Source organism: Nesterenkonia rhizosphaerae (genome assembly GCF_039544555.1).
In the GTDB taxonomy this organism is placed as follows: Bacteria; Actinomycetota; Actinomycetes; order Actinomycetales; family Micrococcaceae; genus Nesterenkonia; species Nesterenkonia rhizosphaerae.
Genome location: NZ_BAABLW010000007.1, coordinates 623,317 through 649,270, shown reverse-complemented (window position 1 = coordinate 649,270; position 25,954 = coordinate 623,317). Strand labels below are relative to the sequence as shown.

The 25,954-nt window shown below is 63.9% G+C and carries 25 protein-coding genes and 1 riboswitch; of the genes, 16 read left to right on the top strand and 9 right to left on the bottom strand.

Annotated features, from left to right (window positions below; genetic code table 11):
• Positions 1-7 precede the first annotated feature (7 nt).
• Together ABEA23_RS08655 and gluQRS are read right to left on the bottom strand one after the other, a co-directional pair.
• Complete coding sequence (locus ABEA23_RS08655) at positions 8-1,375, bottom strand: O-acetylhomoserine aminocarboxypropyltransferase/cysteine synthase family protein (RefSeq protein WP_345477653.1); 1,368 nt, start codon at positions 1,373-1,375, stop codon at positions 8-10.
• 16 nt (positions 1,376-1,391) lie between these two features.
• Positions 1,392-1,508: riboswitch (SAM riboswitch) on the bottom strand.
• A gap of 58 nt (positions 1,509-1,566) precedes the next feature.
• Positions 1,567-2,496, bottom strand: coding sequence for a tRNA glutamyl-Q(34) synthetase GluQRS (gluQRS, locus tag ABEA23_RS08650; protein ID WP_345478655.1), 930 nt, complete (start codon positions 2,494-2,496; stop codon positions 1,567-1,569).
• 186 nt (positions 2,497-2,682) lie between these two features.
• Here gluQRS and paaI point away from each other — a divergent pair, with 186 nt between their 5' ends.
• The 9 genes from paaI (at position 2,683) to ABEA23_RS08605 (ending at position 10,252) form a co-directional block, all read left to right on the top strand.
• Positions 2,683-3,126 (top strand): hydroxyphenylacetyl-CoA thioesterase PaaI, encoded by a 444-nt coding sequence (gene paaI, locus ABEA23_RS08645; protein WP_425577205.1) that lies wholly within the window; start codon positions 2,683-2,685, stop codon positions 3,124-3,126.
• Positions 3,127-3,131: 5 nt separating this feature from the next.
• On the top strand, positions 3,132-4,571 hold the full coding sequence (locus ABEA23_RS08640) for a phenylacetate--CoA ligase family protein (protein ID WP_345477652.1): 1,440 nt from the start codon (positions 3,132-3,134) through the stop codon (positions 4,569-4,571).
• Between the two features lie 57 nt (positions 4,572-4,628).
• Entirely contained in the window at positions 4,629-5,264 is a 636-nt protein-coding gene (locus ABEA23_RS08635; RefSeq protein WP_345477651.1) for a TetR/AcrR family transcriptional regulator, read from the top strand.
• A 144-nt stretch (positions 5,265-5,408) separates the two neighbouring features.
• A complete protein-coding gene (gene paaA, locus ABEA23_RS08630) occupies positions 5,409-6,452 on the top strand; it encodes a 1,2-phenylacetyl-CoA epoxidase subunit PaaA (protein ID WP_345477650.1) in 1,044 nt (347 codons plus the stop codon).
• A gap of 44 nt (positions 6,453-6,496) precedes the next feature.
• Positions 6,497-6,865: a 1,2-phenylacetyl-CoA epoxidase subunit PaaB gene (gene paaB / locus ABEA23_RS08625; RefSeq protein WP_345477649.1), complete on the top strand. Its 369-nt coding sequence runs from the start codon at positions 6,497-6,499 to the stop codon at positions 6,863-6,865.
• Positions 6,862-7,704 (top strand): 1,2-phenylacetyl-CoA epoxidase subunit PaaC, encoded by an 843-nt coding sequence (gene paaC / locus ABEA23_RS08620; protein WP_345477648.1) that lies wholly within the window; start codon positions 6,862-6,864, stop codon positions 7,702-7,704. The genes paaB and paaC overlap by 4 nt, the downstream gene beginning before the upstream one ends.
• A gap of 10 nt (positions 7,705-7,714) precedes the next feature.
• Positions 7,715-8,275 (top strand): 1,2-phenylacetyl-CoA epoxidase subunit PaaD, encoded by a 561-nt coding sequence (paaD, locus tag ABEA23_RS08615; protein WP_425577150.1) that lies wholly within the window; start codon positions 7,715-7,717, stop codon positions 8,273-8,275.
• Positions 8,275-9,453, top strand: coding sequence for a 1,2-phenylacetyl-CoA epoxidase subunit PaaE (gene paaE, locus ABEA23_RS08610; RefSeq protein WP_345477647.1), 1,179 nt, complete (start codon positions 8,275-8,277; stop codon positions 9,451-9,453). The genes paaD and paaE overlap by 1 nt, the downstream gene beginning before the upstream one ends.
• Positions 9,454-9,481: 28 nt before the next feature.
• Positions 9,482-10,252: an enoyl-CoA hydratase/isomerase family protein gene (locus tag ABEA23_RS08605; protein ID WP_345477646.1), complete on the top strand. Its 771-nt coding sequence runs from the start codon at positions 9,482-9,484 to the stop codon at positions 10,250-10,252.
• 92 nt (positions 10,253-10,344) lie between these two features.
• Here ABEA23_RS08605 and ABEA23_RS08600 read toward each other — a convergent pair whose 3' ends face one another.
• The 3 genes from ABEA23_RS08600 to ABEA23_RS08590 are packed head-to-tail and all read right to left on the bottom strand — an operon-like array spanning position 10,345 to position 13,256.
• On the bottom strand, positions 10,345-10,992 hold the full coding sequence (locus ABEA23_RS08600; protein ID WP_345477645.1) for an NAD(P)-dependent oxidoreductase: 648 nt from the start codon (positions 10,990-10,992) through the stop codon (positions 10,345-10,347).
• 54 nt (positions 10,993-11,046) lie between these two features.
• Positions 11,047-11,991 carry an aldo/keto reductase gene (locus tag ABEA23_RS08595; protein ID WP_345477644.1) on the bottom strand — a complete coding sequence of 315 codons (945 nt, stop codon included), beginning with the start codon at positions 11,989-11,991 and terminating at the stop codon, positions 11,047-11,049.
• A gap of 59 nt (positions 11,992-12,050) precedes the next feature.
• Entirely contained in the window at positions 12,051-13,256 is a 1,206-nt protein-coding gene (locus tag ABEA23_RS08590) for a Bcr/CflA family efflux MFS transporter (protein ID WP_345477643.1), read from the bottom strand.
• Between the two features lie 140 nt (positions 13,257-13,396).
• On the opposite strand from ABEA23_RS08590, the gene ABEA23_RS08585 reads away from it, so the two are divergent.
• Entirely contained in the window at positions 13,397-13,972 is a 576-nt protein-coding gene (locus tag ABEA23_RS08585) for a TetR/AcrR family transcriptional regulator (protein ID WP_345477642.1), read from the top strand.
• 86 nt (positions 13,973-14,058) lie between these two features.
• Here ABEA23_RS08585 and paaZ read toward each other — a convergent pair whose 3' ends face one another.
• Positions 14,059-16,203 carry a phenylacetic acid degradation bifunctional protein PaaZ gene (paaZ, locus tag ABEA23_RS08580; protein WP_345477641.1) on the bottom strand — a complete coding sequence of 715 codons (2,145 nt, stop codon included), beginning with the start codon at positions 16,201-16,203 and terminating at the stop codon, positions 14,059-14,061.
• A 137-nt stretch (positions 16,204-16,340) separates the two neighbouring features.
• Between paaZ and pdhA the strand changes: the two genes are divergently transcribed.
• From pdhA to ABEA23_RS08550, 6 genes are all read left to right on the top strand, one after another.
• Positions 16,341-17,543 carry a pyruvate dehydrogenase (acetyl-transferring) E1 component subunit alpha gene (gene pdhA / locus ABEA23_RS08575; protein ID WP_345477640.1) on the top strand — a complete coding sequence of 401 codons (1,203 nt, stop codon included), beginning with the start codon at positions 16,341-16,343 and terminating at the stop codon, positions 17,541-17,543.
• 12 nt (positions 17,544-17,555) lie between these two features.
• Positions 17,556-18,596, top strand: a complete 1,041-nt coding sequence (locus ABEA23_RS08570; protein WP_345477638.1) for an alpha-ketoacid dehydrogenase subunit beta — start codon at positions 17,556-17,558, stop codon at positions 18,594-18,596.
• A 1-nt stretch (position 18,597) separates the two neighbouring features.
• The gene (locus ABEA23_RS08565) at positions 18,598-20,007 is read left to right on the top strand and encodes a dihydrolipoamide acetyltransferase family protein (protein ID WP_345477636.1); all 1,410 of its coding nucleotides are present in this window, start codon (positions 18,598-18,600) and stop codon (positions 20,005-20,007) included.
• Between the two features lie 45 nt (positions 20,008-20,052).
• Complete coding sequence (locus tag ABEA23_RS08560) at positions 20,053-21,261, top strand: thiolase family protein (protein WP_345477635.1); 1,209 nt, start codon at positions 20,053-20,055, stop codon at positions 21,259-21,261.
• Between the two features lie 5 nt (positions 21,262-21,266).
• Entirely contained in the window at positions 21,267-22,055 is a 789-nt protein-coding gene (locus ABEA23_RS08555) for an enoyl-CoA hydratase/isomerase family protein (RefSeq protein ID WP_345477634.1), read from the top strand.
• An 81-nt stretch (positions 22,056-22,136) separates the two neighbouring features.
• Positions 22,137-23,000 (top strand): 3-hydroxyacyl-CoA dehydrogenase family protein, encoded by an 864-nt coding sequence (locus ABEA23_RS08550; protein ID WP_345477632.1) that lies wholly within the window; start codon positions 22,137-22,139, stop codon positions 22,998-23,000.
• A 121-nt stretch (positions 23,001-23,121) separates the two neighbouring features.
• On the opposite strand, the gene ABEA23_RS08545 is transcribed toward ABEA23_RS08550, so the two are convergent.
• From ABEA23_RS08545 to ABEA23_RS08535, 3 genes are read right to left on the bottom strand one after another with little or no spacing between them, the layout of a single operon-like run.
• Positions 23,122-23,913: an ABC transporter ATP-binding protein gene (locus ABEA23_RS08545; protein WP_345477631.1), complete on the bottom strand. Its 792-nt coding sequence runs from the start codon at positions 23,911-23,913 to the stop codon at positions 23,122-23,124.
• Between the two features lie 2 nt (positions 23,914-23,915).
• Positions 23,916-24,869, bottom strand: a complete 954-nt coding sequence (locus tag ABEA23_RS08540; RefSeq protein ID WP_345477630.1) for an ABC transporter permease — start codon at positions 24,867-24,869, stop codon at positions 23,916-23,918.
• Positions 24,869-25,921 carry an ABC transporter substrate-binding protein gene (locus tag ABEA23_RS08535; RefSeq protein ID WP_345477629.1) on the bottom strand — a complete coding sequence of 351 codons (1,053 nt, stop codon included), beginning with the start codon at positions 25,919-25,921 and terminating at the stop codon, positions 24,869-24,871. The genes ABEA23_RS08540 and ABEA23_RS08535 overlap by 1 nt, the downstream gene beginning before the upstream one ends.
• Positions 25,922-25,954 lie beyond the last annotated feature (33 nt).

The following is a 25,954-nucleotide window of genomic DNA, read 5'->3' as shown; positions in this document are numbered from 1 at the left end:
TCGTGGATCAGCCCGCTGCCTTCTGGTCCAGGGTGTCCAGTGCCTGCTGGAGGTCGGCCAGGATGTCATCGATGTGCTCCAGGCCCACCGACAACCTCACCAGGCCAGGCTTGATGCCTGCAGCACGCTGTTCTGCCTCACCCAGCTGCCGATGCGTGGTGGTGGCTGGATGGATGGCCAGCGAACGCACGTCACCGACGTTGGCGACCAGTGAATGCAGTACCAGCGCATCGACCACCTGCTGTCCCGCTCGAGCCTGGGCGCTGTGATCTCCTGCTGCATCGATCTCGAACGCCAGCACTGCGCCCACGCCCTTGGGCAGGTACTTCTGCGCCCGCTCGTAGCAGGGACTGGAGGGCAGGCCTGAGTAGTACACCCGGCGCACAGCAGGGTGCTGCTGAAGAAACTCCGCCACAGCTTGGGCGTTCTGGACATGACGCTCAACGCGCAGGCTCAGTGTCTCCAAGCCCAGGTTGATCTCGAAAGCGTTATGGGGTGAGAGCGAGGGGCCGAGGTCGCGCAGCAGCTGCACCCGGGCCTTCAGGATGTAGGAGAGGTTGACTCCGAAGATGCCCTCCGGTCCTAAGTCTCGGCCGAAGACAAGTCCGTGGTAGCTCTCATCCGGCTGGTTGAAGCCCGGGAAGCGCTCGGGGTAGCGGCTGTAGTCAAAGTTTCCGGAGTCCACTATCACCCCGGCGATGGCCGTGCCGTGCCCGCCGAGGAACTTCGTGGCTGAGTGCACCACCACGTCGGCGCCGTATTCGATAGGACGCAGCAGATACGGGGTGGGCAGGGTGTTATCCACTATCAGCGGTGCCCCGAATTCATGCGCCAGACCAGCTACACCTTCTAGATCGAGCACATCTCCGCGCGGGTTGGCCACGGTTTCGGCGAAGAACGCGACAGTATTGCCTTTGATCTCAGCTCGCCAGGACTCCAAGTCATCGGGGTCCTCCACAAAACTGACTTCCACGCCGAACTTGGGCAGCGTGTGCTTGAAGAGATTCTGCGTGCCGCCGTAGAGAGTCGGTGAGGCGACGATATGACTGCCGGCTTCAGCGATATTCAGCAGCGCCAGTGATGTGGCGGCCTGCCCCGAACCGACTGCCAGAGCGCCGACGCCGCCTTCTAAGGCTGCGATTTTGTTCTCAACCGCTTCCACCGTCGGATTGCCGATCCGGGTGTAGATGGGGGCGATCTCCTCCAGCCCGAAGCGCTTGGCGGCAGCGTCAGTGCTGGGGAAGACGAAGCTGGTGGTCTGCTGAATCGGCAGGGCACGGGCACCGCTGGCGGGATCCGGGGCGACACCGGCATGGATCTGCCGGGTCTCGAATTTGGCGGTTTCCGGGGAAAAAGTGGGGGTGTTCTCAGACATAGAGATGTCTCCTCATGACTCGCGCTTGCCTCAGCGCGGTTCTGCGCTGCGACCTGGTCGTCACCCGGGGCACCCCACCGCGAAGGAGGGTTGCCGGCCAGCAAACCGGGGTTTTGCGCTGGCACTCTTGACCGTGGCTATAAGTGAAGCCCACTTGTGGCACGGGCCGCAAGTCAGGATGAAACGTTTCGCTATATGGACTCACTTGGGCCGCGTTTTTGCGATGCAGGGCTAAACACCCATGGCTGCTTCGGCAGTCGAGAGGGATCAAAAGTCTCCACAGACTGTTCCAAAGGACCACGCGGCAGCCCCAGCGAGGCCAGGAGCTCATCGCGGACTTGTTCCGGGCTTTGTCCCAACTCACTCAGCTGCCCCAGAGTCACCGCGCCGTCACGCTTGGCCAGCCGCTGACCTTGCCGGTTGAGCACCAGCGGAACATGGGCATATTGCACCGACTCAGCGGTCTGCTGCCCGTAGAGCAGGCCGCGCAGATACACCTGCCGCGGGGTGGAGCTGGCCAGGTCATCTCCGCGCACCACTTGGTCCACACCGGTTAAGTGATCGTCCACCACGACGGCGAGGTTATATGCGGCAGTGCCGTCATTGCGCACCAGCACCAGATCATCCACGAGTCCGGTGACCTCGCCAAGCAGCAGGTCAGCCACCCGGTACTCGCCGGCTTCAGCCTTCAGCCGCAGCGCCGGAGGCCGCTGCTGGCGGCGCTGGCGACGTTCTGCATCGCCGAGATCTCGGCAGGTGCCGGGATAAGCCCCGGGCGGTGCGTGCGGCGCCCGGGGCGCGTCCTGGATTTCGCGGCGGGTACAGAAGCACTCGTAGACCAGACCGGCCTCGCGCAGCTGGGCCACGGCGGCCTCGTAATGGTGCTGCCGCTGGGACTGCCACAGTGGCTCGCCGCTGAAGGTGATGCCTATTGCCCTCAGGTCCTTGAACTGACGCTCGGCGGAGCCGGGGATGGTCCGGCCGGCGTCCAGATCTTCAAAGCGCAGCAGCAGCGGACGGCCGGTTGAAGCGGCAAAGAGCCAGGACAACAGGGCGGTGCGCAGGTTCCCCAGGTGCAGGTCCCCTGAGGGGCTGGGGGCGTAGCGACCGGCGGACATGATGCCATCCTATAGAGCCGCCTAAATGTGCTTGACATCACATTTTCAGGGTGCTTGAGTTGACTTACTGACCAATCGGTCTGGAATTGATGCAAGGAGCCCCGGATGCCTGCACCCAGCACTGCCACCCCAGCCACCGCTGAGGAGACTGCTGAGCACACTGCCCAGAAAGCCGGCAATGGTGTGCCCATGCCCGCAGACGGCCCCCGGCATAGGATGCTTGAGACTGACTCCTGCACCCGCTGGCTCGGTGGAGAGGTTCTGCTGGCCGAGCCCGGGCACGCCAAGCTGCGTATGCGCGTGCGGGAAGAGATGACCAATGGGTTCAAAATCGCCCACGGCGGCATGATCTTCACCTTGGCTGATACCTGTTTCGCCATGGCCTGCAACCATCCCGACGGCGATGACGGCACGATCACCGTGGCCTCCGGGGTGGATATCAACTTCCTGCGACCAGCGAAGCTCGATGATGAGCTAGTGGCCGAGGCAGTGGAGGTCTCCCGCAGCGGCCGCAGCGGAATCTATGACGTCACCGTCACTCACGGCACCGAGACCATCGCGGTCTTCCGCGGACGCTCCCGCACAATCCCCTTCCCTGCCACCGAGTCCGCCGAGACTCCTTCCGCGAGGTGAGACATATGACCATCACAGCTTCAGATCCACTGCCCTCCGCACAGCGCACCGCAGGCGAAACACCGGCAGGCCCCGGTTCCCGTCCCGTCTCGCCAGTGGCGAAGCAGACCAACGCGGTGCAGGCCGCCTATGCGGCCACTGCTGCACCGGTCACCCCGGGTGCTGAGCCCGATGCAGAAGAGCTGCTGCCGCGAACAGACATTGAGTCGCTCCAGCTTCAGCGCCTGCAGGCCACCATCAGTCACGCCTACGAGAACATCGCCGCCTACCGCGAGCTCTACGACGCCGCAGGCGTAGGTCCCGATGACCTGCAGACCCTGGAGGACCTTTCGAAGTTCCCGTTCACCGACAAGGAGTTCCTGCGCCGGGCCTACCCCTTCCAGTCCTTTGCCGTGCCAATGGAGCAGGTGCGCCGGATTCACGCCTCCTCCGGAACCACCGGCAAACCAACGGTGGTGGGCTACACCGAGGGCGATATCGACCGCTGGGCAACGCTGCTGGCACGCTGCCTGCGCTTCTCAGGCGTCCGGCCCGGCGATATCGTCCACAATGCCTACGGCTATGGGCTGTTCACCGGCGGGCTCGGGGCCCACTACGGCATTGAGAAACTCGGAGCCACGGTCATCCCGATGTCCGGTGGACAGACCGAGAAGCAGATCCAACTGATCCAGGATTTTAAGCCTCGAGTCATTCTCTGCACCCCCACCTACCTGCTGGCGCTGGCCGATGCGTTCCGCCATGCCGGGCTGGATCCGCGCGAGACTTCCCTGGAACTCGGTGTTCTGGGTGCGGAGCCGTGGACCGAAGAGATGCGCCACGAGATCCAGCGCAGCTTCAACATCACTGCCTGCGATATCTATGGACTTTCAGAGATTATGGGTCCAGGTGTGGCCGGAGAGTCGGCCCAGCGCCAGGACGGCTCAGTGATCTGGGAGGATCACTTCCGGCCGGAGATCATTGATCCGATTTCCGAAGAGGTTCTGCCGCTGGGCCACCATGGAGAGCTGGTCTTCACCACCTTGACCAAAGAAGCCCTGCCGATGATCCGCTACCGCACTCACGATCTCACCCGCTTGCTGCCGGGCACTGACCGTCCCGGGCACCGCCGTATGGGACGCATCACCGGACGCAGCGACGACATGATCATCTTGCGCGGGGTCAATCTCTTCCCCACACAGATCGAAGAGATCGCCTTGGGCGTTCCCGAACTGTCACCGCATTTCCAGCTGCGCCTGACCCGCCCGAGCACGATGGACCAGCTGACGGTGCGAATCGAACGCCGCCCAGAGGTGCCCCGGGAACAGGCTGAGGCTGCCGGTGCCGAACTCGCACGGCAGATCAAAGTCAAGATCGGCTCCAGCTGTCAGGTCAGCGTGGAGGAGCCGGAGTCGCTGGCGCGCTCATCCGGCAAACTGCGCCGGGTTTATGACGAACGCCGTCGCTAGCAGACCCGCAGGGGCTAACCTGGTATCCCGCCTGACCGATCAGTAAGGAAATAGCCCGTGCCTCGTTCTGCTGCCTCCACCAGCCCTGTCACGCGAACCGGTGCCGCCTCACGCAGAGGTCGGCCCGGCTATGACCGCGACAGCCTGGTACGGGTCTGCGTAGAAGTCTTTAACCGGCACGGATACGAAGCCACCTCCATGGGCGTACTGGCCGAGGAGCTGGGGATCTCCAAATCCGCGATCTATCACCATGTGAAGTCCAAGGAAGAGATTCTGGAGACCGCGCTGACGCATTCTCTGGCGGAGCTAGAGCGTGTGGTCTCCGATGCCGAAGCCCTAGATGTCCCGGCGATCAACGAGCTGGAGACCATCATCCGGGAATCGGTGAACGTGCTCACCCGATCGCTGCCTTTTGTCACACTGCTGCTGCGCCTGCGCGGTAATTCAGAGCTGGAGGCCCAGGCGCTGCGACGTCGTCGAGATATCACCCTGCGCATCTCTGCTCTGATCCAGCAGGCACAGGAAGAGGGTGACCTCCGGGACGATGTCGACGCCAGAACCGCCTCCCGCCTGGCCATGGGCATGGTGAATTCGATCGTCGACTGGTACCGCCCTGAGCGCGCAGACTCCGCTGCCCCACTGGCAGATACGGTGGTTCATCTGCTGCTGGACGGACTGCGCCACCGGGCCTGAGGGCCGCCCTGACGGACCTAACCCAGCGCGTTGGCTGGCGCCTCTGAGGTTGGTCAGCAGGCTGAACTCAAAGCATAAAATGTGTTGCAGATCTCACCTGCGCTGTTATACTGAACGAACGGTCGGTAATTCAGGAGGTTGATGATGTCCACGCATACACCGGCGCTGCAGGCTCTGGATCACCACGACGACGCCGAGCAGCTGGCTCAGCAGGCACGTGAGGCTGCCGATGAGGCCCAAGTGGGCTGGGAGCAGTTTGAGCGGCTCATCGCCGAAGACATGCGTGTGGAGCCGCGGGATTGGATGCCTGCGGACTACCGCAAGACCCTGGTCCGGCAGATTTCGCAGCACGCCCATTCGGAGATCATCGGCATGCAGCCGGAGGGAAACTGGATCACTCGTGCCCCTTCGCTCAAACGCAAAGCGGTCCTGATGGCCAAGGTCCAGGATGAGGCGGGCCATGGGCTCTATCTCTATTCAGCAGCAGAGACCCTGGGAACACCACGGGACGAGGTCCTTGATCAGCTCTACTCCGGACGCGCGAAGTACTCCTCGATCTTTAACTACCCCGCCCGCACCTGGGCTGATGTGGGTGCCATCGGATGGCTCGTAGACGGCGCGGCGATCACCAATCAGGTGCCGCTGTGTCGGGCCTCCTACGGCCCCTATGGCCGGGCGATGGTACGCATCTGCAAAGAGGAGTCCTTCCACCAGCGTCAAGGATGGGAAATCCTCTACGCTCTCTCCCACGGAACCGAAGCTCAGAAACAGATGGCCCAGGACGCTGTGAACCGCACCTATGGGCCCGCCCTGCAGATGTTCGGCCCGCCGGATGATGAGTCACCCAACTCCCAGCAGTCCATGGCGTGGAACATCAAGCGCTTCTCCAATGACGAGCTGCGCCAGCGCTTTGTGGACATGATTGTGCCCCAGGCCGAGGCCCTCGGACTGACCCTGCCGGATCCGGACCTGAAGTGGAACGAGGAACGCGGCCACTACGACTATGGCGCCCTGGATTGGGATGAGTTCTTCGCCGTCATCAAAGGCGAAGGTCCGCTCAACCACCAGCGGCTGGCCCACTACCGCAGGGCCCGTGATGAAGGGGCCTGGGTCAGAGAGGCCGCCGCAGCCTATGCCGCCAAGCAGGCCCAGCGCCGCAGCGCCGAAGAGACCCTGCTGAGCGCCTAAGCCGCTTTTGAGATTTCGTGACATAAGAAAGGTCCCCTGAACTGATGACACAGCCAGAGACCGGTGTGCAGCCGGGTGCCGCCTCCGCAGTGGTGCCCGCCGGTTGCGTGGTGGAGACAGACCCTGCGGATAAGAGCCTGTGGCCACTATGGGAGATATTCATCAGGTCCTCTCGTGGCCTCTCGCACGTACACGCTGGTTCGCTGCACGCCCCCGATGCCGCACTAGCGGTGCGAAACGCTCGGGATCTCTATACCCGCCGCAATGAGGGAACCTCCATCTGGGTGGTCCCGGCCGAAGCCATCACCGCCTCGGATCCGGCATCCAAAGATGGATTCTTCGAGTCCCCGCGCGGCAAGACCTACCGGCACGCCACCTATTACACGCAGTCAGAAGGGGTGAAGCACCTATGAACGCAGGTGGATTCGCCTCCCATGATTCGGCCACCCGAATCTCAGTGGGTGAGGCCATCACCCCGGAGGAACTACGCGCCTCAGCAGCAGTCGCTGACGACGCCGTCGCACGCTATGCCCTCATCCTCGGCGACGATTCGCTGATTCTCGCTCAACGACTGGGTGAGTGGATTTCCAAGGCACCTGAGCTGGAAGAGGACGTCGCCTTAGCCAATATCGGCCTGGATCTGCTGGGGCACGCCCGCTTCTTCCTCAGCTATGCCGGCACAGCCTGGGGCCGCAGCGAGGATGATCTGGCGTATTTCCGCGATGAGGAGGAGTTCCGCTCCTGCCGACTGGTCGAACAGGACAACGGCGACTTCGCAGCTACCCTCGCCCGGCAGCTGATCTTCAGCAGCTACGCTCTCCAGCTCTACCGCCGCCTGGTGCACTCCACGGATACAACCCTGGCAGCCATCGCAGATAAGGCGCTGAAGGAAGTGGACTACCACGTGGACCATGCCTCGCAGTGGCTCCTGCGCTTAGCCGGTGGAACTGATGAGTCCCGACGGCGCATGCAGGCCGGCCTGGACGCGATGTGGCCCTACATGGATGAGCTTTTTATCGACGTCGATCCCATTCCGCAGCTGGTGGAGTCCGGTATCGCCGTGGCACCGTCAGCGCTGCGAGAGGACACCGTAGGCGGGCTGACCGAATGGATCGAGGCTGCTGGCCTGGATCTCCCGCAGGGCCCGGCCATTCGCGGTGCTGACCGTACCGGCCGGTTCTCTGAACAGCGCGGGTTCATCCTGGCTGAGATGCAGGTGCTCGCGCGTCAGCACCCCGGCGCGACCTGGTGAGAGAGCAGTCATGGGCCCTTCAGCGCATACCTCCACTGGCGACACAGCTTCACTGGCCCAGGCCCTGAGACCATCAGGCATCAGGCCATCCGAGCCGCGTGATGCGGCCGCCTGGGACGCTGCGGCGACTGTGGCCGACCCGGAGATCCCGGTACTGAGCATTGAAGATCTTGGGATCCTGCGCGCGGCCGCGTGCGATCAGCGCGGTGTCGCCCATGTGGTGATCACTCCCACCTACTCCGGCTGTCCGGCTATGGAAACCATCACTGAAGACATCAGGACCGCGCTGAGTGATGCTGGGTTCAGCCAGGTCGAGGTGGTCACGGTGCTGAGCCCGGCATGGACCACCGACTGGATGAGCGAGACCGGCCGGGCCAAGCTGCGTGAATATGGAATCGCACCTCCTACCGGACGAGCTGCTGGGCCGGTGCGGGTGGGCCTAAGCGTGAAGTGCCCACGGTGCGGTTCCCTCAATACCAAAGAGATGACCCGGTTCGGTTCCACCTCGTGCAAAGCCCTTTACCAGTGCCGCAGCTGCCTGGAACCCTTCGACTATTTCAAGGTGCTCTGATGACAGTAGATGCCCCCGCTCTCCCCCAGGATCCGCCCGCGTCGCGGCGTGCCAGATTCGCCTCCTTGCGGGTCTCCCAGGTGCGCAGGCTCACCGCGGACTCGATCGAGGTGACCTTCGAGGTGCCCGCGGAGCTGGAACAGGAATTCAGCTATGTGCCCGGTCAGTACATTGCGGTGCGCACCACACTGGAGGGCCAGCAGCTGCGCCGGTCCTATTCCATATGCGCCGAACCGGTCCCCGGAGAGCTGCGCATCGCCATCAAACGCGATATCGGCGGACTTTTCTCCACCTGGGCCAATGAGCATCTGCAAGCTGGGGACGTCCTCGAGGTGATGAACCCCTCCGGGGCCTTCATCTCCAAGACCGCAATGACCTCGTTGAACAGTCCGGAGAAGGTGGCTGCCGATGCGCTTGCCGGCCGGACCGGCGTGCGGCTGGCAGCATTCGCCGCTGGTTCCGGGATCACCCCGATCATGGCGATAATCAGGACCGTGCTGGCGACCTCCCCCGATGCCAGCTTTGATCTGGTCTACGCCAACCGATCGGCGACCGATGTGATGTTCGCCGAGGAGATCGGGGATCTGAAGGACCGCTGCCCGCGGCGCTTCGCGGTGCACCACGTCCTCTCCCGGGAGCAGCGGCTGAATCCGCTGTTCACTGGCCGACTCGACGCGGAGAAGCTCGGTGTGCTGCTTGATGAGGTACTGCTGACCGAGCAGACCGACGAGTGGTTCCTCTGCGGCCCGTTTGAACTGGTTCAGCTGGTCCGCGATGAGCTCTCGGCCCGTGGTGTGCCCGCGGAGAAAGTGCGTTTTGAGCTTTTCACCACCGGGCGCCCGGATCGGCCCACAGGACATCAGGGCCGCACAGTGGAAGCAGATCCCGGCGGTAAGAGCCTGGCGATCGAGTTCACGCTCGATGGTCTCACCGGAAAGGTCGAGTCCCCGGTGGCGGCGCGGGAAACCGTCCTCAACGCGGCGCTGCGCTCGCGCTCAGATGTGCCGTTCGCCTGCGCCGGTGGAGTCTGCGGGACCTGCCGGGCGAAGGTCCTCTGCGGCGAGTTCGAGATGGAGGAGAACTACGCGCTGGAGCCGGAGGAACTAGACGCCGGCTATGTGCTCACCTGTCAGACTCGACCCACTTCGGACAAGCTCGTCGTCGACTACGACGCCTGAATCCCCGCACTGATCAGGAAGGCAGATCATGATCGAGCTGAGTATCTCCGGCGGTATCGCCGAAGTGCAGCTGAACGCACCGCAGAAACTGAACTCCCTGGATGCAGAAGCTCTCACCCAGCTCGGCGAGGCCTACACCCAGGCGGAAGCCGAAGGGGTGCGCGCTCTGCTGCTGCATGGCGCAGGCCGAGGATTCTGCGCGGGCCGGGACATATCCGCCGTGGACCCGTCCACCGACGACGCCTACGCCTTCTTAAGCGACACAGTCACCCCGGTGCTGCGCCGGATAGCAGCGTTCCCGGCGCCAACTTTCGCTGCGGTCCAGGGGGCCTGCCTGGGGATTGGCCTGGGACTGGCCATTGCCACTGATGTGGTCTATGTCGCCGAGGACGCCAAGATCGGCTCCCCCTTTGCTTCCCTGGGCGCCACGCTGGACTCCGGAGGCCATGCGCTGTTCGTCGAGCGCCTGGGCGCCCACCGCACTCTGGACCTGATCTATACCGCAGAACTGATGTCTGGGGCCGAAGCGGTCCATTCCGGACTGTTCTCCCGTGCAGTGCCCCGCGAGGAGCTCCTGGAGTTCACCCGGGACAAGGCGCGGCGCGCTGCTTCGGGTGCCACCTTGGCGTTCCGGGAGTCCAAGGCGCTGGTTGCTCGCATCCGTGACGAGCGCATTGGCCTCTGGGAGTCCTTAAGCGATGAGAATCGCGCCCAGGGGCGACTATGCGACTCCGCGGACTATGCCGAGGGCTTCGCTGCGTTCCAAGCCAAGCGGAAGCCCTCCTTCACAGGCAAATAGCTCCCCTAGTCACGGGTAGGACGCTGAAATGCCTTTGGCCCGGCGGTACTGGACGCCGAGCCAAAGGCATTAATCAGGGAAGACCCAGCTGCTCAGTAGGCGACAGCGAAGCGGGCCTTGCGGTGCTTGGGCATCTCGACCTCGTCGACGACGGCGACCGCCAGGTCCTCTGCGGAGAGCTCTGAAGCGCCGTCAGCGTCAGTGAGGAGCACACCGGAGTCATCCGTGCGGTATTTCCCGGTCCGCTCACCGGGGTTGTGAGCCCCGAAACCAGCGGCCGGCGAGATGTAGTACCAGTCCAGGTCGTGCTCAGTCTCCCGCAGCTGGGACCATACCTCGGCCAGCTCCAGTGCTTCTGCTCGAAACTCCGGCGGGAACTCCTGGGTGTCAACTAGCCGCAGGCCCTCGGGGCTGACCCGCAGGGAACCGGCCCCGCCGATAACCCCGACCCGCACGCCGGCAGCTGCGGCCAGCGGGATGAGGGCCTGGGCAACTTCGCGGACGTGGCCTTCCATAGTTCCGCGCGGTGAGAGCGCCAGGATGATGTGCTCGGTCGCAGAGACCAGGCGTGTGAGGAACTGCTGGTCGGTGACATCGCCAGCGACGTGCTCAACGCCGGCAGGCAGGGCTGCCGGGACGCTGCGGGAGACCGAGACGACCTGGTGGCCGCGTCCGGCTGCTTCCTGGGCGATCGCGGCACCGGCGTACCCGGTACCGCCGAGGATAGTGATATGTGTCATGGGGAATCTCCGTAGTTTAGAGGGGGTGGGTGAGGACTGACTTCGGGTCCCGGCTCAGGCAGCCTGGTCCGAAGCTTCGGTCAGAGCCTTCGTGTCGGCTTCGGGAAGCTTGAAGGTGGCGCTGGCGAGCAGCGCATCGAGCTGCTCGACCCGGCTGGCACTGGCGATTGGGGCGACCACCTGGGGGCGAGTGCGCAGCCAGGCGAGGGCCACCGTGGGAATGGCCACGCCATGTGACTCGGCGATGCGCTCGACCACTTTGAGCACCTCAAGGTTGGAAGCCGTGAAGTAGCCCGAGGACAGAGCCTCGCGGCTGGTTCCGGCGAGGTCATCGCGGCTGCGGTACTTACCGGTGAGGAAGCCCGAGGCCAGGGAGAAGTATGGGAGCACTGCGAGGTTTTCAGCGGCGGCGACCTCGGCAAGCGGGCCCTCATAATCGCCCCGGTGCACCAGGTTGTAGTGCGGCTGGATTGCTACGGGCAGGGCGGCGCCGGTCTCTCGGGCGATCTCGATCCAGCGCTGAGTCTGCTCGGCCGAGAAGTTGGAGAGGGCCACTGCGCGAACCTTTCCGGCCTTGACCAGCGAGTCGAAGGCGGCCACGGTCTCCTCCAGAGGGGTCTCAGGGTCCTCCTGGTGGGCGTAGTAGAGGTCGATGTAGTCGGTGCGCAGGCGGCGCAGAGAGTCCTCCGCAGCCGCGACGACGTTGGCGGGAGCAAGCCCCGGCCGCTGCGGATGCTGGGCGACCTTGGTCGCGATGACGACGTCGTTCCGGTTGTTGCGGGAGGTCAGCCACTCGCCGAGGATCGCCTCGGACTCGCCGCCGGAGTTGCCCTCAGCCCAAATGGAGTAGACATCCGCAGTGTCGACGAAGTTCCCTCCGCCGGCCAGGTATGCGTCCAGTACGGCGAAGGACGTGTCCTTGTCGCTGGTCCAGCCGAAGGTGTTTCCGCCCAGGGTCAGGCCGAAGACGTCGATGTCTGAGTTACCGAGTGTTGCCATGGTGTTGATTTCCTTTCAGAGGTGGCTTCTACGGAGGAGGGTCGGTCTTGGGAGGTGATTCACCGGTAGTGTCGTGCGCTGCCGGTGCTCAGTGCCAGTGCCAGTGCCACGATCGCCAGGAGGAGCGCTGTCCACGCAGTAGGGCCAAACGCCACCACCATCCCTGTCACGCCTGCGGCTGCGGCACCGAGCACGAACTGCCCGGCACCCAGCAAGGCAGCGGCCTGGCCGGTGTTCTCCTCGACCGAGGAGAGCGCGTTGCTCATCAGGGCTGGTTCGGAGACGCCCAGACCCAGCATGATCACGGCGATGCTGCCTACGAGTGCGCCGATAGGTGTACCTGTCACGGCGACGGTCAGCGCCAGTGCGGCGCCGAGGCCGGCGAGTGCCACTCCGGTCAGGACCAGGGTGTGCTGCCGCACCGTCTTGGCCAGTCGGTTGGCGGCGAAGGCCCCGACCATCAGTGCGATGCCAGTGGAGGCGAACAGCAGCCCGAAGGCTTCTGAGCTGACTCCGTAATCGTCCTGGTAGATGTAGCTGGCACCGCCGATATAGGCGAACAGCAGCATGAACATCGAGACCATGGCTGCCCACGGCAGCACGAATGACCGTGAGGTCAACAGGCTCCCGTAGCCTCGCAGCGTCGATCCCAGGGCCAGCGTTGATCGGTTCTCGGCAGGGTGGGACTCCTTCAGGAACAGCGCGCAGTACAGCAGTACCGCTGCACCGAGGGCTGCCAGGGCCCAGAAAACTGAACGCCAGCCCCATGCCCCGTCCAGCCACCCACCGACTGCCGGGGCGATGATGGGAGCTAGGGCTGTGACCGTCATCAGCACAGCAAAGAGCTGCGTGGCACCCTCGCCAGAGGCCCTGTCACGGACAGTCGCGTTCGCTACCACCGCGGCCAGGGCTCCGCCCACCGCCTGAAGCAGGCGGGCGATGATCAGCCACAGCATGCTGGGGGCCAGTGCTGCCAGTACTGCGCCAGCCACGAACAAGACCAAGCCAACCATCAAAGGCCCTCGGCGGCCGACGGCGTCCGTGATGGGACCGGCCACGAGTTGCCCGGCTCCGAGCAGCAGCAGATAGCCAGTGAGAGTCAGCTGTGTGGCCCACACCGGGGCGGCAAACTCCTGGCTGATGTCGGGCAGGGAGGCCAGGTACATGTCGATGGCAAAGGGGACGAGGCCCACGATGGAGGCAAGCCCCAGGACTACGGTTGGTTTCACCCGCTGGGTCACCTCGGGTGCCATAGTGGTGCTCATAGCTTGTTCCTTGGAGTTATCTTTGACGGCCCTCTGACGCGGGGAGTGCGGGTGCGACGCTCGAGGTACTACGGCGTCGTCAAGGTTTACACTACAACCATAATGATACGAACGTACAACTTTGTGAGGAAGGTAACATCATGACTGCGGTTCAAGGCCGTGGACAAGCCCGGAGAGCGGCCATTCTGGATGCGGCCGTGTCGTTATTGTTCAGCGATGGTATGGCCTCGGTGACTCACCGGCAGGTTGCAGAGGCGGCCCAAACCCCTCTGGGGTCAATCCGCTATTACTTCTCCAGTCGCGAAGACCTCCTCCTGGCGGCTGTAGACCAGCTTGAGGAGGCACGCGCACAGGCGGCCCGCGGAGCCATCAGGGAGGCTGAGGCCGAGCTTCCGTCTCGCCGTGCGGCAGAGCTGTTTGTTCTGGCCTTCTACGGACCCCGTCTCAGTGACACCTGCCTGAAGGGCTATGTGGGTCTCGTGATGGACTGCGCCCGAGAGTCTGACAGGCTGTCCCTGCGGATGCGGGAGCACCGGGAAGTGATGGATGCTCAGCTGCGAGATCTACTCGATGCGTGCGGCCACCCTCAGGTTTCCGTGTCCTTGGCGACAGCAGTAGTGGACGGCAGCCTGCTCAACGCGACCGCGCTCCGGCTGGACGGTCTCGCTGGGATCGCCGTGAATGAACTGGAACCGTTGCTGACCTGCTCCTGCTGAAGGACCGAGATGCCGATGACCTGGCAACCCTCTGATGAGGACCCTTCTGCATTCGGCAGCGCAGTTCAGCGAGCACGGCCCTGAACCTACTGCGCCCAATCCGGCATCTTCTTCGCCACCCGGGTCAGGACATCGTAGGTTGCCACAATCTCATCGTGCTGATTGTGCAGCACCGTATCCCAGCGGACCTCCCCGTAGTCGTCGGTCTCGCGTGGGGTGATCTGCTTGGCAGTCAAGGTGACCCGGATGGAGTCTCCGTAGGTCACCGGCGTCAGGAAGCTCAGATTCTCCAGGCCGGTATTGGCCAGCACCGGTCCCGGCGCCGGCTCTACAAAGAGCCCCGCAGCCCAGGACACCAGCAGATACCCGTGAGCGACCCGGCGCGGGAAGAACGGATTGGCTGTGGCTGCCTCTTCGTTCGTATGAGCGTAGAACGTATCCCCGGTGGACTCGGCGAAGGCTTCGATGTCCTCAAGGCGCACCTCGCGCAGCCCCGAAGCGAACTGGTCTCCGATACGCAGCTGGTCCAGTGGTTTGCGGAAAGGGTGCACAGCAGTCCCCGCGGCGATCGACTCCGGGGTCGCAGTATCGGCCTGCGCGCCGCGATGCCAGATTCCGGTGATGCCGGTGAGCAGATCAGGTGTTCCCTGCAGGGCGGTGCGCTGCATGTAGTGCTTGACTCCGCGGATTCCGCCGAGCTCTTCACCGCCGCCGGCGCGGCCGGGGCCGCCGTGGACAAGATGCGGCAGCGGCGAGCCGTGTCCGGTGGAGGTCTTGGCGTCGTCGCGGTCCAGCAGATGCACCCGCCCGTGGTGGGAGCCGATTCCGCGCACGAACTCGGCGGCGATCTTGGGATCATGGGTGCACACGGTGGCCACCAACGAACCTCCCCCCAGGGCTGCCAGGTCGACGGCGTCGTCGATGTCGGTGTAGCCCAGCACAGAGGTCACCGGACCGAAGGCTTCAACCTGGTGGACCTCCGGGGTTCGCGGCTTAGGGAAGGTCAGCGCCGTGACTGGATAGAACGCACCGGCTTCAGGGTCTGCGGAGCCAGAAAGCCGCCCCTGCAATGTGGCATCCGGCCCGCCGAAGCAGACTGAGCCGCCCGCTGCGATGAGTTTCTCCACTGCTCGAGCCACTTCAGCCTGCTGGTCTTTTGATGCCAGCGCCCCGACCGTGGTCTCCGAATCTCGCGGGTCTCCGAGCACTGCACGGGAGTCCACCCGTTCACGCAGCGCGCCCACGACCGCATCCACGTGTTCACTGGGGACGATGACGCGCCGGATCGCAGTGCACTTCTGGCCTGCCTTCACCGTGATCTCCGTGACCACAGCCTTGATGAATGCGTCGAACTCTGGCGTCCCCGGCACGGCGTCGGGTCCTAGAATCGCCGCGTTGAGCGAGTCAGTCTCCGCAGTGAAGCGCACCCCGCCTTCCTGAACATTCGGATGCGAGCGCAGCGCAGCCGCTGTGGCCGCCGAACCGGTGAAGGCCACATGATCGCGGTGGTCCAGGTGGTCCAGCAGGTCCCGGGCAGATCCAGAGATCAGCTGAAGGGACCCTTCGGGCAGCAGCCCAGACTCAAGCATGAGCCGAACACAGGCTTCGGTGACGTAGCCGGTGGCAGTGGCAGGTTTGACGATAGTGGGTACGCCGGCGATGAAGCTCGGCGCCAGCTTCTCCAGCATGCCCCAGACCGGGAAATTGAACGCATTGATCTGCACCGCCACTCCAGTGAGCCGGGTATAGATGTGTTCACCGATGAAGCTGCCGTCGCGGGAGAGCTGCTCGATATCGCCGTCGATGATGACGTGTGAATTCGGCAGTTCCTTGCGTCCCTTCGAGGAGAAGGCGAAGAGAGTGCCGATGCCGCCGTCGATATCGATCAGGTGGTCCTTACGCGTGGCGCCGGTGCGGTCAGAGATGTTGTAGAGAGTCTCTTTATGCTCGCTCAGATGCAGCGCCAACTCTTTCAGGCGCAGTGCACGCTGGTGGAAGGTCAGCTCTCCCAGGCTGGCCTGACCGGTGCTGCGGGCGTAGACAACGGCGGCAGCGGTGTCTAACCCGTCAGTGCTGACCTGACAGACCAGCTCGCCGGTGACGGCGTCGTGGACTTCTGCGATGCGCTGCGGCTGGGACGGCGTCCACCAGGAGCCGGCGATGTAACTGGGGAGGATAGGGGCCGCCTGGGCGGAGCCGGCGGCCTGGGATGCGAATGCCTCAACTGTCATGGGGTCCTCTTCCGTACGCGATACCGACCATTCGGTCAGTATTTACGATACACTAACGTGACAGGCATCACATCAATGCGTGGTCAGCTCGCTGCCAAGCGCACGGCACGCACCCGCTTTCGACATAGAGGTGGACAGTGGAAGATCTCATCAGCGGTCCCGCACCGGGCCACAGCAAGGCCGAGCACGCCCAGCGGATCGTCGAGGCGAGCAGGTCCTTCGGCATCACCCCGGAGCAGTACATGCTCCCGGCCCAGCAGCAGATCCGCATGCTGGACCCTGAAGGAAGACTCATCCCCGAGGATCAGCAGGGCACTGGACCCGGCCATGAATATGAACTGCCCGAAGATGACGCCCTGCTGGCCGCCTATGAGGCGCTGGTGGTCGGGCGGCGTATCAACGACCAGAACTATGCACTGGTACGCCAAGGGCGATTGGCCGTCTACCCCTCCTCCCACGGCCAGGAAGCCTGCCAAGTCGGTGCCGCACTGTGCCTGGCTGAGGGTGACTGGATGTTCCCCACCTACCGGGACACTGTCTCGGTGATCACTCGCGGGGTGGATCCGCTGGAAGTCATGGTCTCCTTCCGCGGTGACTGGCACTGTGGCTACAACCCCTATGACTACAAGGTCGCGGCGATGTCCACGCCCCTGACCACTCAACTGCTGCACGCTGTGGGGGTTGCCCGGGCCGCCAAGCTGCGCGGTGAGGACACTGTGGTGGTGGCAATGTGCGGAGACGGCGCTACCTCCGAAGGAGATTTCCACGAGGCGCTGAACTTTGCCGCCGTCTATGAGGTCCCGGTGGTCTTCTTCGTGCAGAACAACGGCTACGCGATCTCTGTGCCGCTGGCCCACCAATCGGCGGCCCCGTCCCTGGCTCATAAGGCCATCGGCTACGGCATCGCCGGTGAACAGGTGGACGGCAATGACATGGTCGCGGTGCTGGCCACGCTGCGCCGGGCGGTCAACCTGGCGCGCGAGCACTCGATGCCACTGTTGCTGGAGGCCACCACCTACCGCATGCAGGCCCATACCAACGCCGACGACGACTCGCGCTATCGGGATAAGGATGAAGTCGAGCAGTGGCGGCGAAAAGACCCCCTGCTGCGCATGGAGAAGTTCCTCAGCAATAAGGGTCTGCTCAACGAGGAAGTCTCAGCCAGCATCACGCAGAAGGCTGAAGCAGTTGCCGCTTCGCTGCGCGAAGCCATGACTGCCGAACCACAGATGGACCCGCTGGAGATCTTCGAGCACGTCTATGCCGCCCCTACCGCCCAGCTGACTGAGCAGCGCAGCAGGCTAGCCGATGAGCTGGCTCGCAGCGCCGACGGATCCTAAGAAGGAGCACCCATGACCGCACCCGCTGCCGCGCCCAGCACCGCTACAGCCACCACATTCGCAGCCGCGCTGAACACTGCCATGTCCGATGCCATGGAGCACGATGACTCCGTCGTCGTCTTTGGCGAAGATGTCGGCACCCTGGGCGGTGTCTTCCGCATCACCGACGGGCTCACCAAACGGTTCGGCCCCGAGCGCTGCTTCGATACCCCATTGGCGGAGTCCGGAATCGCCGGAACTGCGGTGGGCATGGCGATCAACGGGCTGAAACCGGTGATCGAAATGCAGTTCGACGCCTTCGCCTATCCGGCGCTGGAGCAGATCTTCAGCCATATCGCCAAAATGGCCAACCGCACCCGTGGGCGCGTCCGCCTGCCGATCGTAATCCGCATCCCCTACGGCGGCGGAGTCGGCGGAGTGGAGCATCACTGCGACTCCTCCGAGGCGTATTACGCCCACACCGCAGGGCTGAAAGTCTTCACACCGGCCACTGTGGCCGATGCCTATCTGATGCTGCGCGAAGCCATCGACACCCAGGACCCGGTGGTCTTCTTCGAGCCTAAGAAGCTCTACTGGTCCAAGGATGCAGCAGACCTCTCGGCTCTGAGGCTGCAATATGAGGATTCCCAGGGTGGGCGCGTCGGCGCCCAGGGGGCCGCGCAGATTCGCCGTTCCGGCACCGATGTTTCGCTCATCACCTACGGTCCCTCCGTGCCGACCGCGCTGAAGGCTGCGGACCTGGCGGCAGAGGATGGGGTCTCGGTGGAGGTGCTGGATCTGCGCAGCATCGTACCTTTCGACGACGCCGCCCTGATGCGCACCGTGGAGAAGACCGGCCGCGCCGTCGTCGTCGCAGAGGCCCAGGGGTTCGCCTCGGTCTCCAGTGAGATCGTGGCGCGCATCCAGGAGCGCTGCTTCCACTCCTTGGCATCCCCGGTGCTCAGAGTCACCGGCTTCGATGTTCCCTATCCGGCGCCGAAGCTGGAGGAGCATCATCTGCCCACGGTGGACCGGATCCTGGACGCCCTGGATGAGCTGCAGTGGGAGGACTGAGATGACACAGGCTGAGACCAAGACGTTTAACCTGCCCGATCTGGGTGAGGGCCTGACCGAGGCCACGCTGCTGAGTTGGTTCGTCAGCGAAGGCGACTCCATCGAGGTCGATCAGCCCATTGCCGAGGTGGAGACCGCAAAATCTGCCATCGAGGTGCCCTCCCCCTACGCCGGGGTTGTTCAGGCTCTCCACGGCCAGGCCGGAGAAGTGCTGGAAGTAGGGAAACCGCTGATCACTGTGGGCAGCGGTGCGGCCCCCCGCAACGGGGTTGAACCCGCAGAGACCGGTGCACTGTCCTACCGCGAGGAGGAGATGGCAGGTACCGTCATTCCCGAAACCAGCGGCTCCGGCAATGTGCTGATCGGCTACGGGACATCGGAAGACACTGGAACCCGACGCCGACGCCGCCGCCAGCGCCAAAACTCTGACAGCACGGAGCACAGCAACGGCCGCACAATGAACAGCACCGACACGGTCGCCCCGCGGGTGTCCTCCCCGCTGGTTCGTCGGCTGGCCCGTGACCACGGAATCGCGTTGCACCAGCTGACCGGTTCCGGCCCCGGTGGGTTGATTCTGCGCGCCGATGTTCTCCAGGCTGCGGGCTCTGCTGAGCAACAGACCGGTAATACCCGCAGCGCAGCCGGGGAATCAGCAGCCGGGGAATCTGCAAATGGGGCCTCCACAGCAGGTCAGCGTGATGCTTCAGGACTCAGTGTTCTCAAACGCGAGCCGGTGACCGGCATTCGGCGTGCTATTGCCGAGAAGCTGACTCAGTCGCGCCGTGAGATTCCTGAGGCCACCGTGTGGCAGGACGTGGATATGACCCGGCTCGTCACCCTGCGGGAAGAGCTCAAGGCCTCTGGCGGGTCCGCGCCGTCGGTGCTGGCCCTGCTGAGCCGTTTTGTGCTGGCGGGTCTGCAGCGCTACCCGGAGCTTGCGGTGCGTCTGGAAGAGACCGGCTCCGGCCAGGAGATCGTGCACTTCGAAGGCGTGAACCTGGGATTCGCCGCGCAGACTGACAAGGGGGTGATGGTACCTGTGATCCGCCGGGCGGATCTGCTCTCAGCTCGGGGACTGCACGAGGAGATCTCGCGACTGGCCACCGCAGCTCGCGAAGGTTCCCTCAGCGGAAAAGAGCTGACCGGCGGCACGTTCACGGTGAACAACTACGGAGTCTTCGGCTCTGACGGCGCCACACCCATCATCAACTATCCCGAGGTCGCCATCCTCGGCATCGGCCGCACCATCGACCGTCCCTGGGTGGTGGACGGCGAGCTGACTGGCCGCAAAATCGCCACCGTCACGATCGCCTTTGACCACCGGGTCTGCGACGGCGGTTCGGCCGGCGGTTTCCTCAACTATGTGGCCAGCTGCCTGGAGAACCCAGCTTCGGCCCTGCTGGATATCTAGAGCCACACGCCCCACAACGCCCAGCCACCATCACGGGAGGACCATATGTCAGAAGCCCCTGCCGCTTTCCTCGTCTCCGGAACCCGAACCCCGGTAGGCCGCTACGGCGGCGCGTTGTCTTCAGTGCGCCCCGATGACCTTGCGGCTCTGCTGCTGCGCACCGTGGTGGAGGATGCGGGCATCCCGCCCGAAGCCATTGATGAAGTGATCATGGGCAATGCCAACGGCGCCGGGGAGGAGAACCGCAACGTAGCCCGGATGTCCTGGCTGCTGGCGGGATTCCCCGACTCGGTTCCTGGAATCACCGTCAACAGGCTGTGTGCTTCGGGGATGTCGGCAATCGCCATGGCCTCGCAGATGATCGCCGCTGGAGACGCCGACGTCGTCGTCGCCGGAGGCGTGGAGTCCATGTCCCGAGCCCCGTGGGTGATGGCCAAGCCGACCACGCCGTTCGCTCGCCCCGGCGAGGTCTTCGATACCTCCATCGGCTGGCGGTTCGTGAATCCCCGGCATCTTCAGCATCAGGGGCGGACGTATTCCATGCCCGAGACCGCTGAGGAGGTGGCGCGCAGGGAGGGCATCACCCGTGAGGAGGCTGACGCTTTCGCCGCAGAATCCCAGCGTCGAGCCGCTGAAGCTGCCAGATCAGGGCGTCTGGCACGGGAGATCACGGCGGTGGAGGTCACGGATCGCAAAGGCCGGACGCATCTGGTGGACACAGATGAGGGGCCCCGTCCTGACACGACAATCGAGGGCCTGTCCGCGCTGCGCCCTGTGGTTGCAGGAGGGTCCGTAGTCACCGCCGGGAACTCCTCAGCGCTGAATGACGGAGCATCTGCGGTGATCGTCGCCTCCGAAGCAGCGATCAGCCGATATGACCTAACCCCTCGGGCACGCATTATCGGCAGCTCCAGCGCAGGTGTAGCTCCGGAGGTGATGGGCCTGGGTCCTGTCCCAGCCACCCGGAAGGTTCTGCAGCGTACGGGGTGGACTCTGGCTGACCTCGAGGCTGTGGAGCTCAACGAGGCCTTCGCCACCCAGTCCATTGCCTGTATCCGCCAGCTCGGGTTGGATCCTGACATCGTCAATCCCGACGGCGGGGCCATTGCGCTGGGCCATCCGCTGGGCTCCTCCGGATCCCGCATTGTGCTTTCACTGGTACGCCGCTTAGAAGATGAGGGTCTGCGCCGCGGCCTGGCGACCATGTGCGTCGGCGTAGGACAGGGTTCGGCCATGCTTGTGGAACGGGTGTGATCGGCATGGCAATAGATGCATCCTTCTCCACGCTGCTGGTCACCGAATCTGAGGACCGCATTCATGTGCAGTTGAACCGGCCTGGGGTCAAAAACGCCATTGATGCGCAGATGATCCAGGAAATCCACCTGATCTGCGCTCACCTGGAGGAACACCCGAAGATCCTGCTGATCTCGGGGGCTTCCCCCCAGGAGGGCAGCGGAGGGCGCGGCATCTTCGCCTCTGGTGCCGATATTTCCCAACTACGGCAGCGACGCCGCGACGACGCACTCCGCGGCATCAACGCCGGGGCCTTCGAGCGAATAGCAAAGCTGCCGATGCCGGTGATCGCCGCCATTGACGGGTACGCCTTAGGAGGCGGAGCTGAGCTGGCCTGGGCGGCGGACTTCCGAATCGGCACCCCGCAGGTGAAGATCGGCCAACCCGAGACGGGGCTGGGGATCATCCCCGCCGCCGGAGCGCTCTGGCGGCTCAAGGAACTGACCGGCGAGGCCTTGGCCAAAGAGATCCTGCTGGCTGGCCGGATTCTCACTGCGCAGGAGGCGCTTGAGCACGGGCTGGTGACCTCCCTTCACCCGCCTGAAGAGCTAATAGATGCCGCCCATGCACTGGCCGATCGGATTGCGGTACAGGACCCACTGGCGGTGCGCATCACCAAGCAGCTGTTCGACATGCCTCGAGACGCCCATCCCCAGGTGGACAGCCTCGCGCAGGCGATCCTCTTCGAGTCCGAGGCGAAGTTCGAGCGCATGCAGGCTTTCATCGATCGCAAGAAGGGCGGGCAGCGCAGCTGAGGCTGTGCTTGTCCTGCTGCGTGCTCACCACTGACTCTGCAGCCATATTCCTCCCCGCATCCCCTGAAGAAGGAGCAGCTGATGACCCTGACCCTCTCCCCCGTTCTTCCCTCAGCCGTCGGAGTGCTCGGCGGAGGGCGCATGGGAGCAGGCATCGCCCACGCGTTCCTGATCAGCGGGGCTGACCGGATCGTCGTCGTCGATATTGATCCCGACGCCGCCCTGCAGCGGGTCAGCACCGATATGCGCTCCTCCCTGGAGAGGGGCAAGATCACCGGGAATCTTCAGGACTGGATGTCCCGCGTGGAGGTGAGCGCCCATGCAGAGTCTTTCGCCGGCTGTTCCCTGGTGGTGGAGGCTGTTCCGGAGAAGATGGAGCTGAAGGTGGAGTCCCTGCAGCGCGCGGAGGCGCAGCTGGACGCTGAAGGGTGGCTGGCCACCAACACGAGCTCGCTCTCGATCACTGACTTAGCGGCTCATCTGCAGCGACCGGAGAGGTTCTGCGGACTCCACTTCTTCAACCCCGTGCCGGCTTCCAAGCTGGTGGAGGTGGTCATCGCCGACTCCACCGGTCATCAGCTGGCTGGTCTGGCTCCGCAGTGGGTACGGGCGCTGGGGAAGACGGCTGTGGTCGTCAAGGACGCTCCCGGCTTCGCCTCCTCACGTCTGGGTGTCGCCATCGGGCTGGAGGCCATCCGCATGGTGGAGGAAGGGGTGGCCTCCCCGCAGGACATCGACAATGCGATGGTGCTGGGCTACAAGTACCCCATCGGGCCCCTGGCGCTCACGGACATCGTGGGGTTGGACGTGCGCCTGGGCATCGCCGAGTACCTGGAGTCCACCTTGGGCGAGCGCTTCGCTCCCCCGCAGCTGATGCGGGACATGGTGGAACGCGGAGAGCTCGGCAGGAAGACAGGCAAGGGCTTCTACAGCTACGACTCCTAAGCCAGCGGCGGGGCGGAGTCGCGGCTGCTGCTGGTGTGTGCTGCTCCCCCCTGGGCACAGAAAAGGGCGGGCCCTTGAGGGAAAATCATCCCTTAGGGGCCCGCCCTTGTGTGCCGCGCAACTACTGGAGCATGGTCTTGTCATCCATGACGCCGCCCTTGATCCGGGCGAACTCTTCCAGCAGATCCTCTGGCCTCAACTGTGTCTTCCGCTGGGCGTCAACATCAAGGATGATCCGGCCCTCATGCATCATGATCAGCCGGTTGCCTACCTCCAGCGCCTGGTTCATATTGTGGGTGACCATCAGGGTAGTCAGTCCCTGCTCCTCCACGATCTTGCGCGTCAGTCTGGTGACCAGCTCAGCGCGCTGCGGGTCCAGGGCGGCGGTGTGCTCATCGAGAAGCAGCACTTTGGGCTGGGTATAGGTGGCCATCAGCAGGCTCAGCGCCTGCCGCTGACCACCCGAAAGCAGCCCGACTTTGGCTTTGAGTCGGTTCTCCAAGCCGAGCTCCAGGACCTTCAGCGCCTCGGCGAAACGCTCCCGCTTCCCTGAGGTCACCCCGAGCCCGAGACCTCGGGTCTTCCCCCGCTTATCCGCCAGGGCCAGGTTCTCTTCAATGGTCAGGTTGGGACTGGTCCCGGCCATCGGGTCCTGGAAGACCCGGCCCACATAGGCGGCTCGCTGATGCTCTTTGAGCCGTGAGATATCGCGCCCGCCCAAGCTGACGGTGCCGGTGTCCTGGATAATGCGGCCGGCCACGGTGTTCAGCACAGTGGATTTTCCCGCCCCATTGGAACCGATGACGGTGACGAAGTCTCCGTCATCCAGGGTGAGGTTCACATCCACTAAGGCGCGGCGTTCATTGACGGTGCCGGGAAAGAAGGTCTTGGAGACCGATGAGATCTTCAGCATGCTTATGCGCTCCTTCCGGCCTTGGCGGCAGTGTCCTGCGCGGCCTCCGAAGTCAGCGTCGCCTCAGTTGCGGAGACCAGTGCTGACTTGCCTCGCCGCCGTCGTACCAGTTTGCTGAAGCCCTTCCATTGCGGCAGCAGCAGGGCAGCGATCACCAGCAGTGCCGACATCAGCTTCATATCGTTGGGGTTCAGACCGGCGTTAAGCGCAAACTGGATGGCCAGTCGATACACCACCGCACCCAGCACCACGGCAAGGGTGGCCTGAATGACCAGCCGGGAGCCGAAGATCGCCTGACCCACAATCACTGAGGCGAGGCCGACCAGGATCAGGCCGATACCCATGCCGATATCGGCGAAGCCCTGGTGCTGAGCCACGATAGCTCCGGCCATGCCCACCAGACCGTTGGCGAGCATCAGCCCCATGATCTTCATGCGGTCAGTGGACACGGCGAAGGACCGGATCATCTGTTCATTGTCACCGGTGGCCTGGAGGGCCAGCCCGGTATCGGTGTGGAGGAACCAGTCCATGATCAGCTTCAGGATGAGCACTGCGGCGGCCAGCACCAGCACTGAGGTCCACCCCACTCCTGCAAAGCTGCGCAGCGAGGTGATGATGGTGTCCTGGCCCAGCAGCGGAACATTCGCCCCACCCATAATGCGCAGGTTGATGGAATACAGCCCGATCATGGTCAGAATGCCTGCCAGCAGACCGTTGATATTGCCCTTGGTGTGCAGCAGTCCGGTAATCAGACCCGCCACGGTCCCCACCAGGAAGGCGGCAGCTGTGGCCAGCACCGGGTGAATATCGTTGACGATCATAATGGCCGCCGTGGCGGCTCCGGTGGTGAAGGAGCCGTCCACGGTCAGGTCCGGGAAGTTCAGGATTCTGAAGGTCACATAGATGCCGAGTGCGACCACGGCATAGATGAGGCCCAGTTCCAGTGCGGTGATCATTAGGAGTCTTCTTCTCCTGCATCAGCGGGGTCTTCTGCTTCCACATCCTCGCCGACGACCTCATCGGCGCGTTCCAGCACGGCCTCGGGCAGTTCGATGCCCATGGCGTCGGCCGCCTCGGGATTCACGATGAGAGTCAGCTCGGAGGAGGTGGCAACCGGCATGCTGCCGGGCTCTTCGCCGTCCTGCAGAATGCTGATGGCCATATCGCCGGCCTGGCGGCCCAGCCCGTAGTAGTCGATGCCGTAGGTGGCCACGCCGCCGCGGATCACGGAGTCAGTATCAGCGGGGATCACCGGAACGTCATTCTGCTGGCCGTACTGGATCACTGCTTCCAGTGCGGAGACCACAGCGTTGTCGGTAGGCACGTAGATAGCGTCCACGTCCAGGGACTCCACACCCTGCTGAACCTCGGAGGAAGCGGAGATCGCGGCTTCCTGGACCTCCAGACCGAGCTCGGCTGCGGCTTCCTTCAACAGATCAACCTGGACAGCGGAGTTCGTCTCACCGGATGAGTAGACGACGCCCACGGTCTCAGCGTCGGGCATGATCTCCAGCAGCAGGTCCAGCTGCTCAGCCACCGGGTTCATGTCCGAGGCACCGGTGACATTTCCGCCGGGTTCATCCCAGGAGGCCACCAGACCGGCCTCTTCCGGATCGGTGACAGCGGAGAAGACGATCGGCTTATCAGTGATCTGCTGAGCTGATGCCTGAGCAGTCGGCGTGGCTATCGCGTAGATCAGGTCCAGATCCGCAGAAGCAAAGGTGCCTGCGATATTCGATGCTGTGGCCTGATCATTCTGAGCGTTCTGCTCATCCCACTGGACCTCAATACCGGCATCGTCAAAGGCGTCCTTGAAACCTTCCCGGGCTGCATCCAGCGCAGGATGCGAGACGATCTGGGTCACACCGATCGAATAGCTCTGCGCCTGCTCTCCGTTGCTGGTGTCCTCAGTGCCCTGATCTTCGGCGTCGTTGCCGCAGGCGGTGAGGACAAGGGCGGTGGCTGCTGCTGCAGCAGCCAGCCGGGTGGTGGCGGTGAGTCGTGACATGGTCTTCTCCTTACACAAGGGGTGGTATTGCCG

What these genes read in the sequence shown, in the direction of transcription:
- ABEA23_RS08655 (WP_345477653.1), bottom strand. Translation starts at nt 1,375, where the DNA reads ATGTCTGAGAACACCCCCACTTTTTCCCCGGAAACCGCCAAATTCGAG.
- paaI (WP_425577205.1), top strand. Translation starts at nt 2,683, where the DNA reads ATGCCCGCAGACGGCCCCCGGCATAGGATGCTTGAGACTGACTCCTGC.
- ABEA23_RS08640 (WP_345477652.1), top strand. Translation starts at nt 3,132, where the DNA reads ATGACCATCACAGCTTCAGATCCACTGCCCTCCGCACAGCGCACCGCA.
- paaA (WP_345477650.1), top strand. Translation starts at nt 5,409, where the DNA reads ATGTCCACGCATACACCGGCGCTGCAGGCTCTGGATCACCACGACGAC.
- paaB (WP_345477649.1), top strand. Translation starts at nt 6,497, where the DNA reads ATGACACAGCCAGAGACCGGTGTGCAGCCGGGTGCCGCCTCCGCAGTG.
- paaC (WP_345477648.1), top strand. Translation starts at nt 6,862, where the DNA reads ATGAACGCAGGTGGATTCGCCTCCCATGATTCGGCCACCCGAATCTCA.
- paaD (WP_425577150.1), top strand. Translation starts at nt 7,715, where the DNA reads ATGGGCCCTTCAGCGCATACCTCCACTGGCGACACAGCTTCACTGGCC.
- paaE (WP_345477647.1), top strand. Translation starts at nt 8,275, where the DNA reads ATGACAGTAGATGCCCCCGCTCTCCCCCAGGATCCGCCCGCGTCGCGG.
- ABEA23_RS08605 (WP_345477646.1), top strand. Translation starts at nt 9,482, where the DNA reads ATGATCGAGCTGAGTATCTCCGGCGGTATCGCCGAAGTGCAGCTGAAC.
- ABEA23_RS08600 (WP_345477645.1), bottom strand. Translation starts at nt 10,992, where the DNA reads ATGACACATATCACTATCCTCGGCGGTACCGGGTACGCCGGTGCCGCG.
- ABEA23_RS08595 (WP_345477644.1), bottom strand. Translation starts at nt 11,991, where the DNA reads ATGGCAACACTCGGTAACTCAGACATCGACGTCTTCGGCCTGACCCTG.
- ABEA23_RS08590 (WP_345477643.1), bottom strand. Translation starts at nt 13,256, where the DNA reads ATGAGCACCACTATGGCACCCGAGGTGACCCAGCGGGTGAAACCAACC.
- ABEA23_RS08585 (WP_345477642.1), top strand. Translation starts at nt 13,397, where the DNA reads ATGACTGCGGTTCAAGGCCGTGGACAAGCCCGGAGAGCGGCCATTCTG.
- paaZ (WP_345477641.1), bottom strand. Translation starts at nt 16,203, where the DNA reads ATGACAGTTGAGGCATTCGCATCCCAGGCCGCCGGCTCCGCCCAGGCG.
- ABEA23_RS08570 (WP_345477638.1), top strand. Translation starts at nt 17,556, where the DNA reads ATGACCGCACCCGCTGCCGCGCCCAGCACCGCTACAGCCACCACATTC.
- ABEA23_RS08565 (WP_345477636.1), top strand. Translation starts at nt 18,598, where the DNA reads ATGACACAGGCTGAGACCAAGACGTTTAACCTGCCCGATCTGGGTGAG.
- ABEA23_RS08560 (WP_345477635.1), top strand. Translation starts at nt 20,053, where the DNA reads ATGTCAGAAGCCCCTGCCGCTTTCCTCGTCTCCGGAACCCGAACCCCG.
- ABEA23_RS08555 (WP_345477634.1), top strand. Translation starts at nt 21,267, where the DNA reads ATGGCAATAGATGCATCCTTCTCCACGCTGCTGGTCACCGAATCTGAG.
- ABEA23_RS08550 (WP_345477632.1), top strand. Translation starts at nt 22,137, where the DNA reads ATGACCCTGACCCTCTCCCCCGTTCTTCCCTCAGCCGTCGGAGTGCTC.
- ABEA23_RS08545 (WP_345477631.1), bottom strand. Translation starts at nt 23,913, where the DNA reads ATGCTGAAGATCTCATCGGTCTCCAAGACCTTCTTTCCCGGCACCGTC.
- ABEA23_RS08540 (WP_345477630.1), bottom strand. Translation starts at nt 24,869, where the DNA reads ATGATCACCGCACTGGAACTGGGCCTCATCTATGCCGTGGTCGCACTC.
- ABEA23_RS08535 (WP_345477629.1), bottom strand. Translation starts at nt 25,921, where the DNA reads ATGTCACGACTCACCGCCACCACCCGGCTGGCTGCTGCAGCAGCAGCC.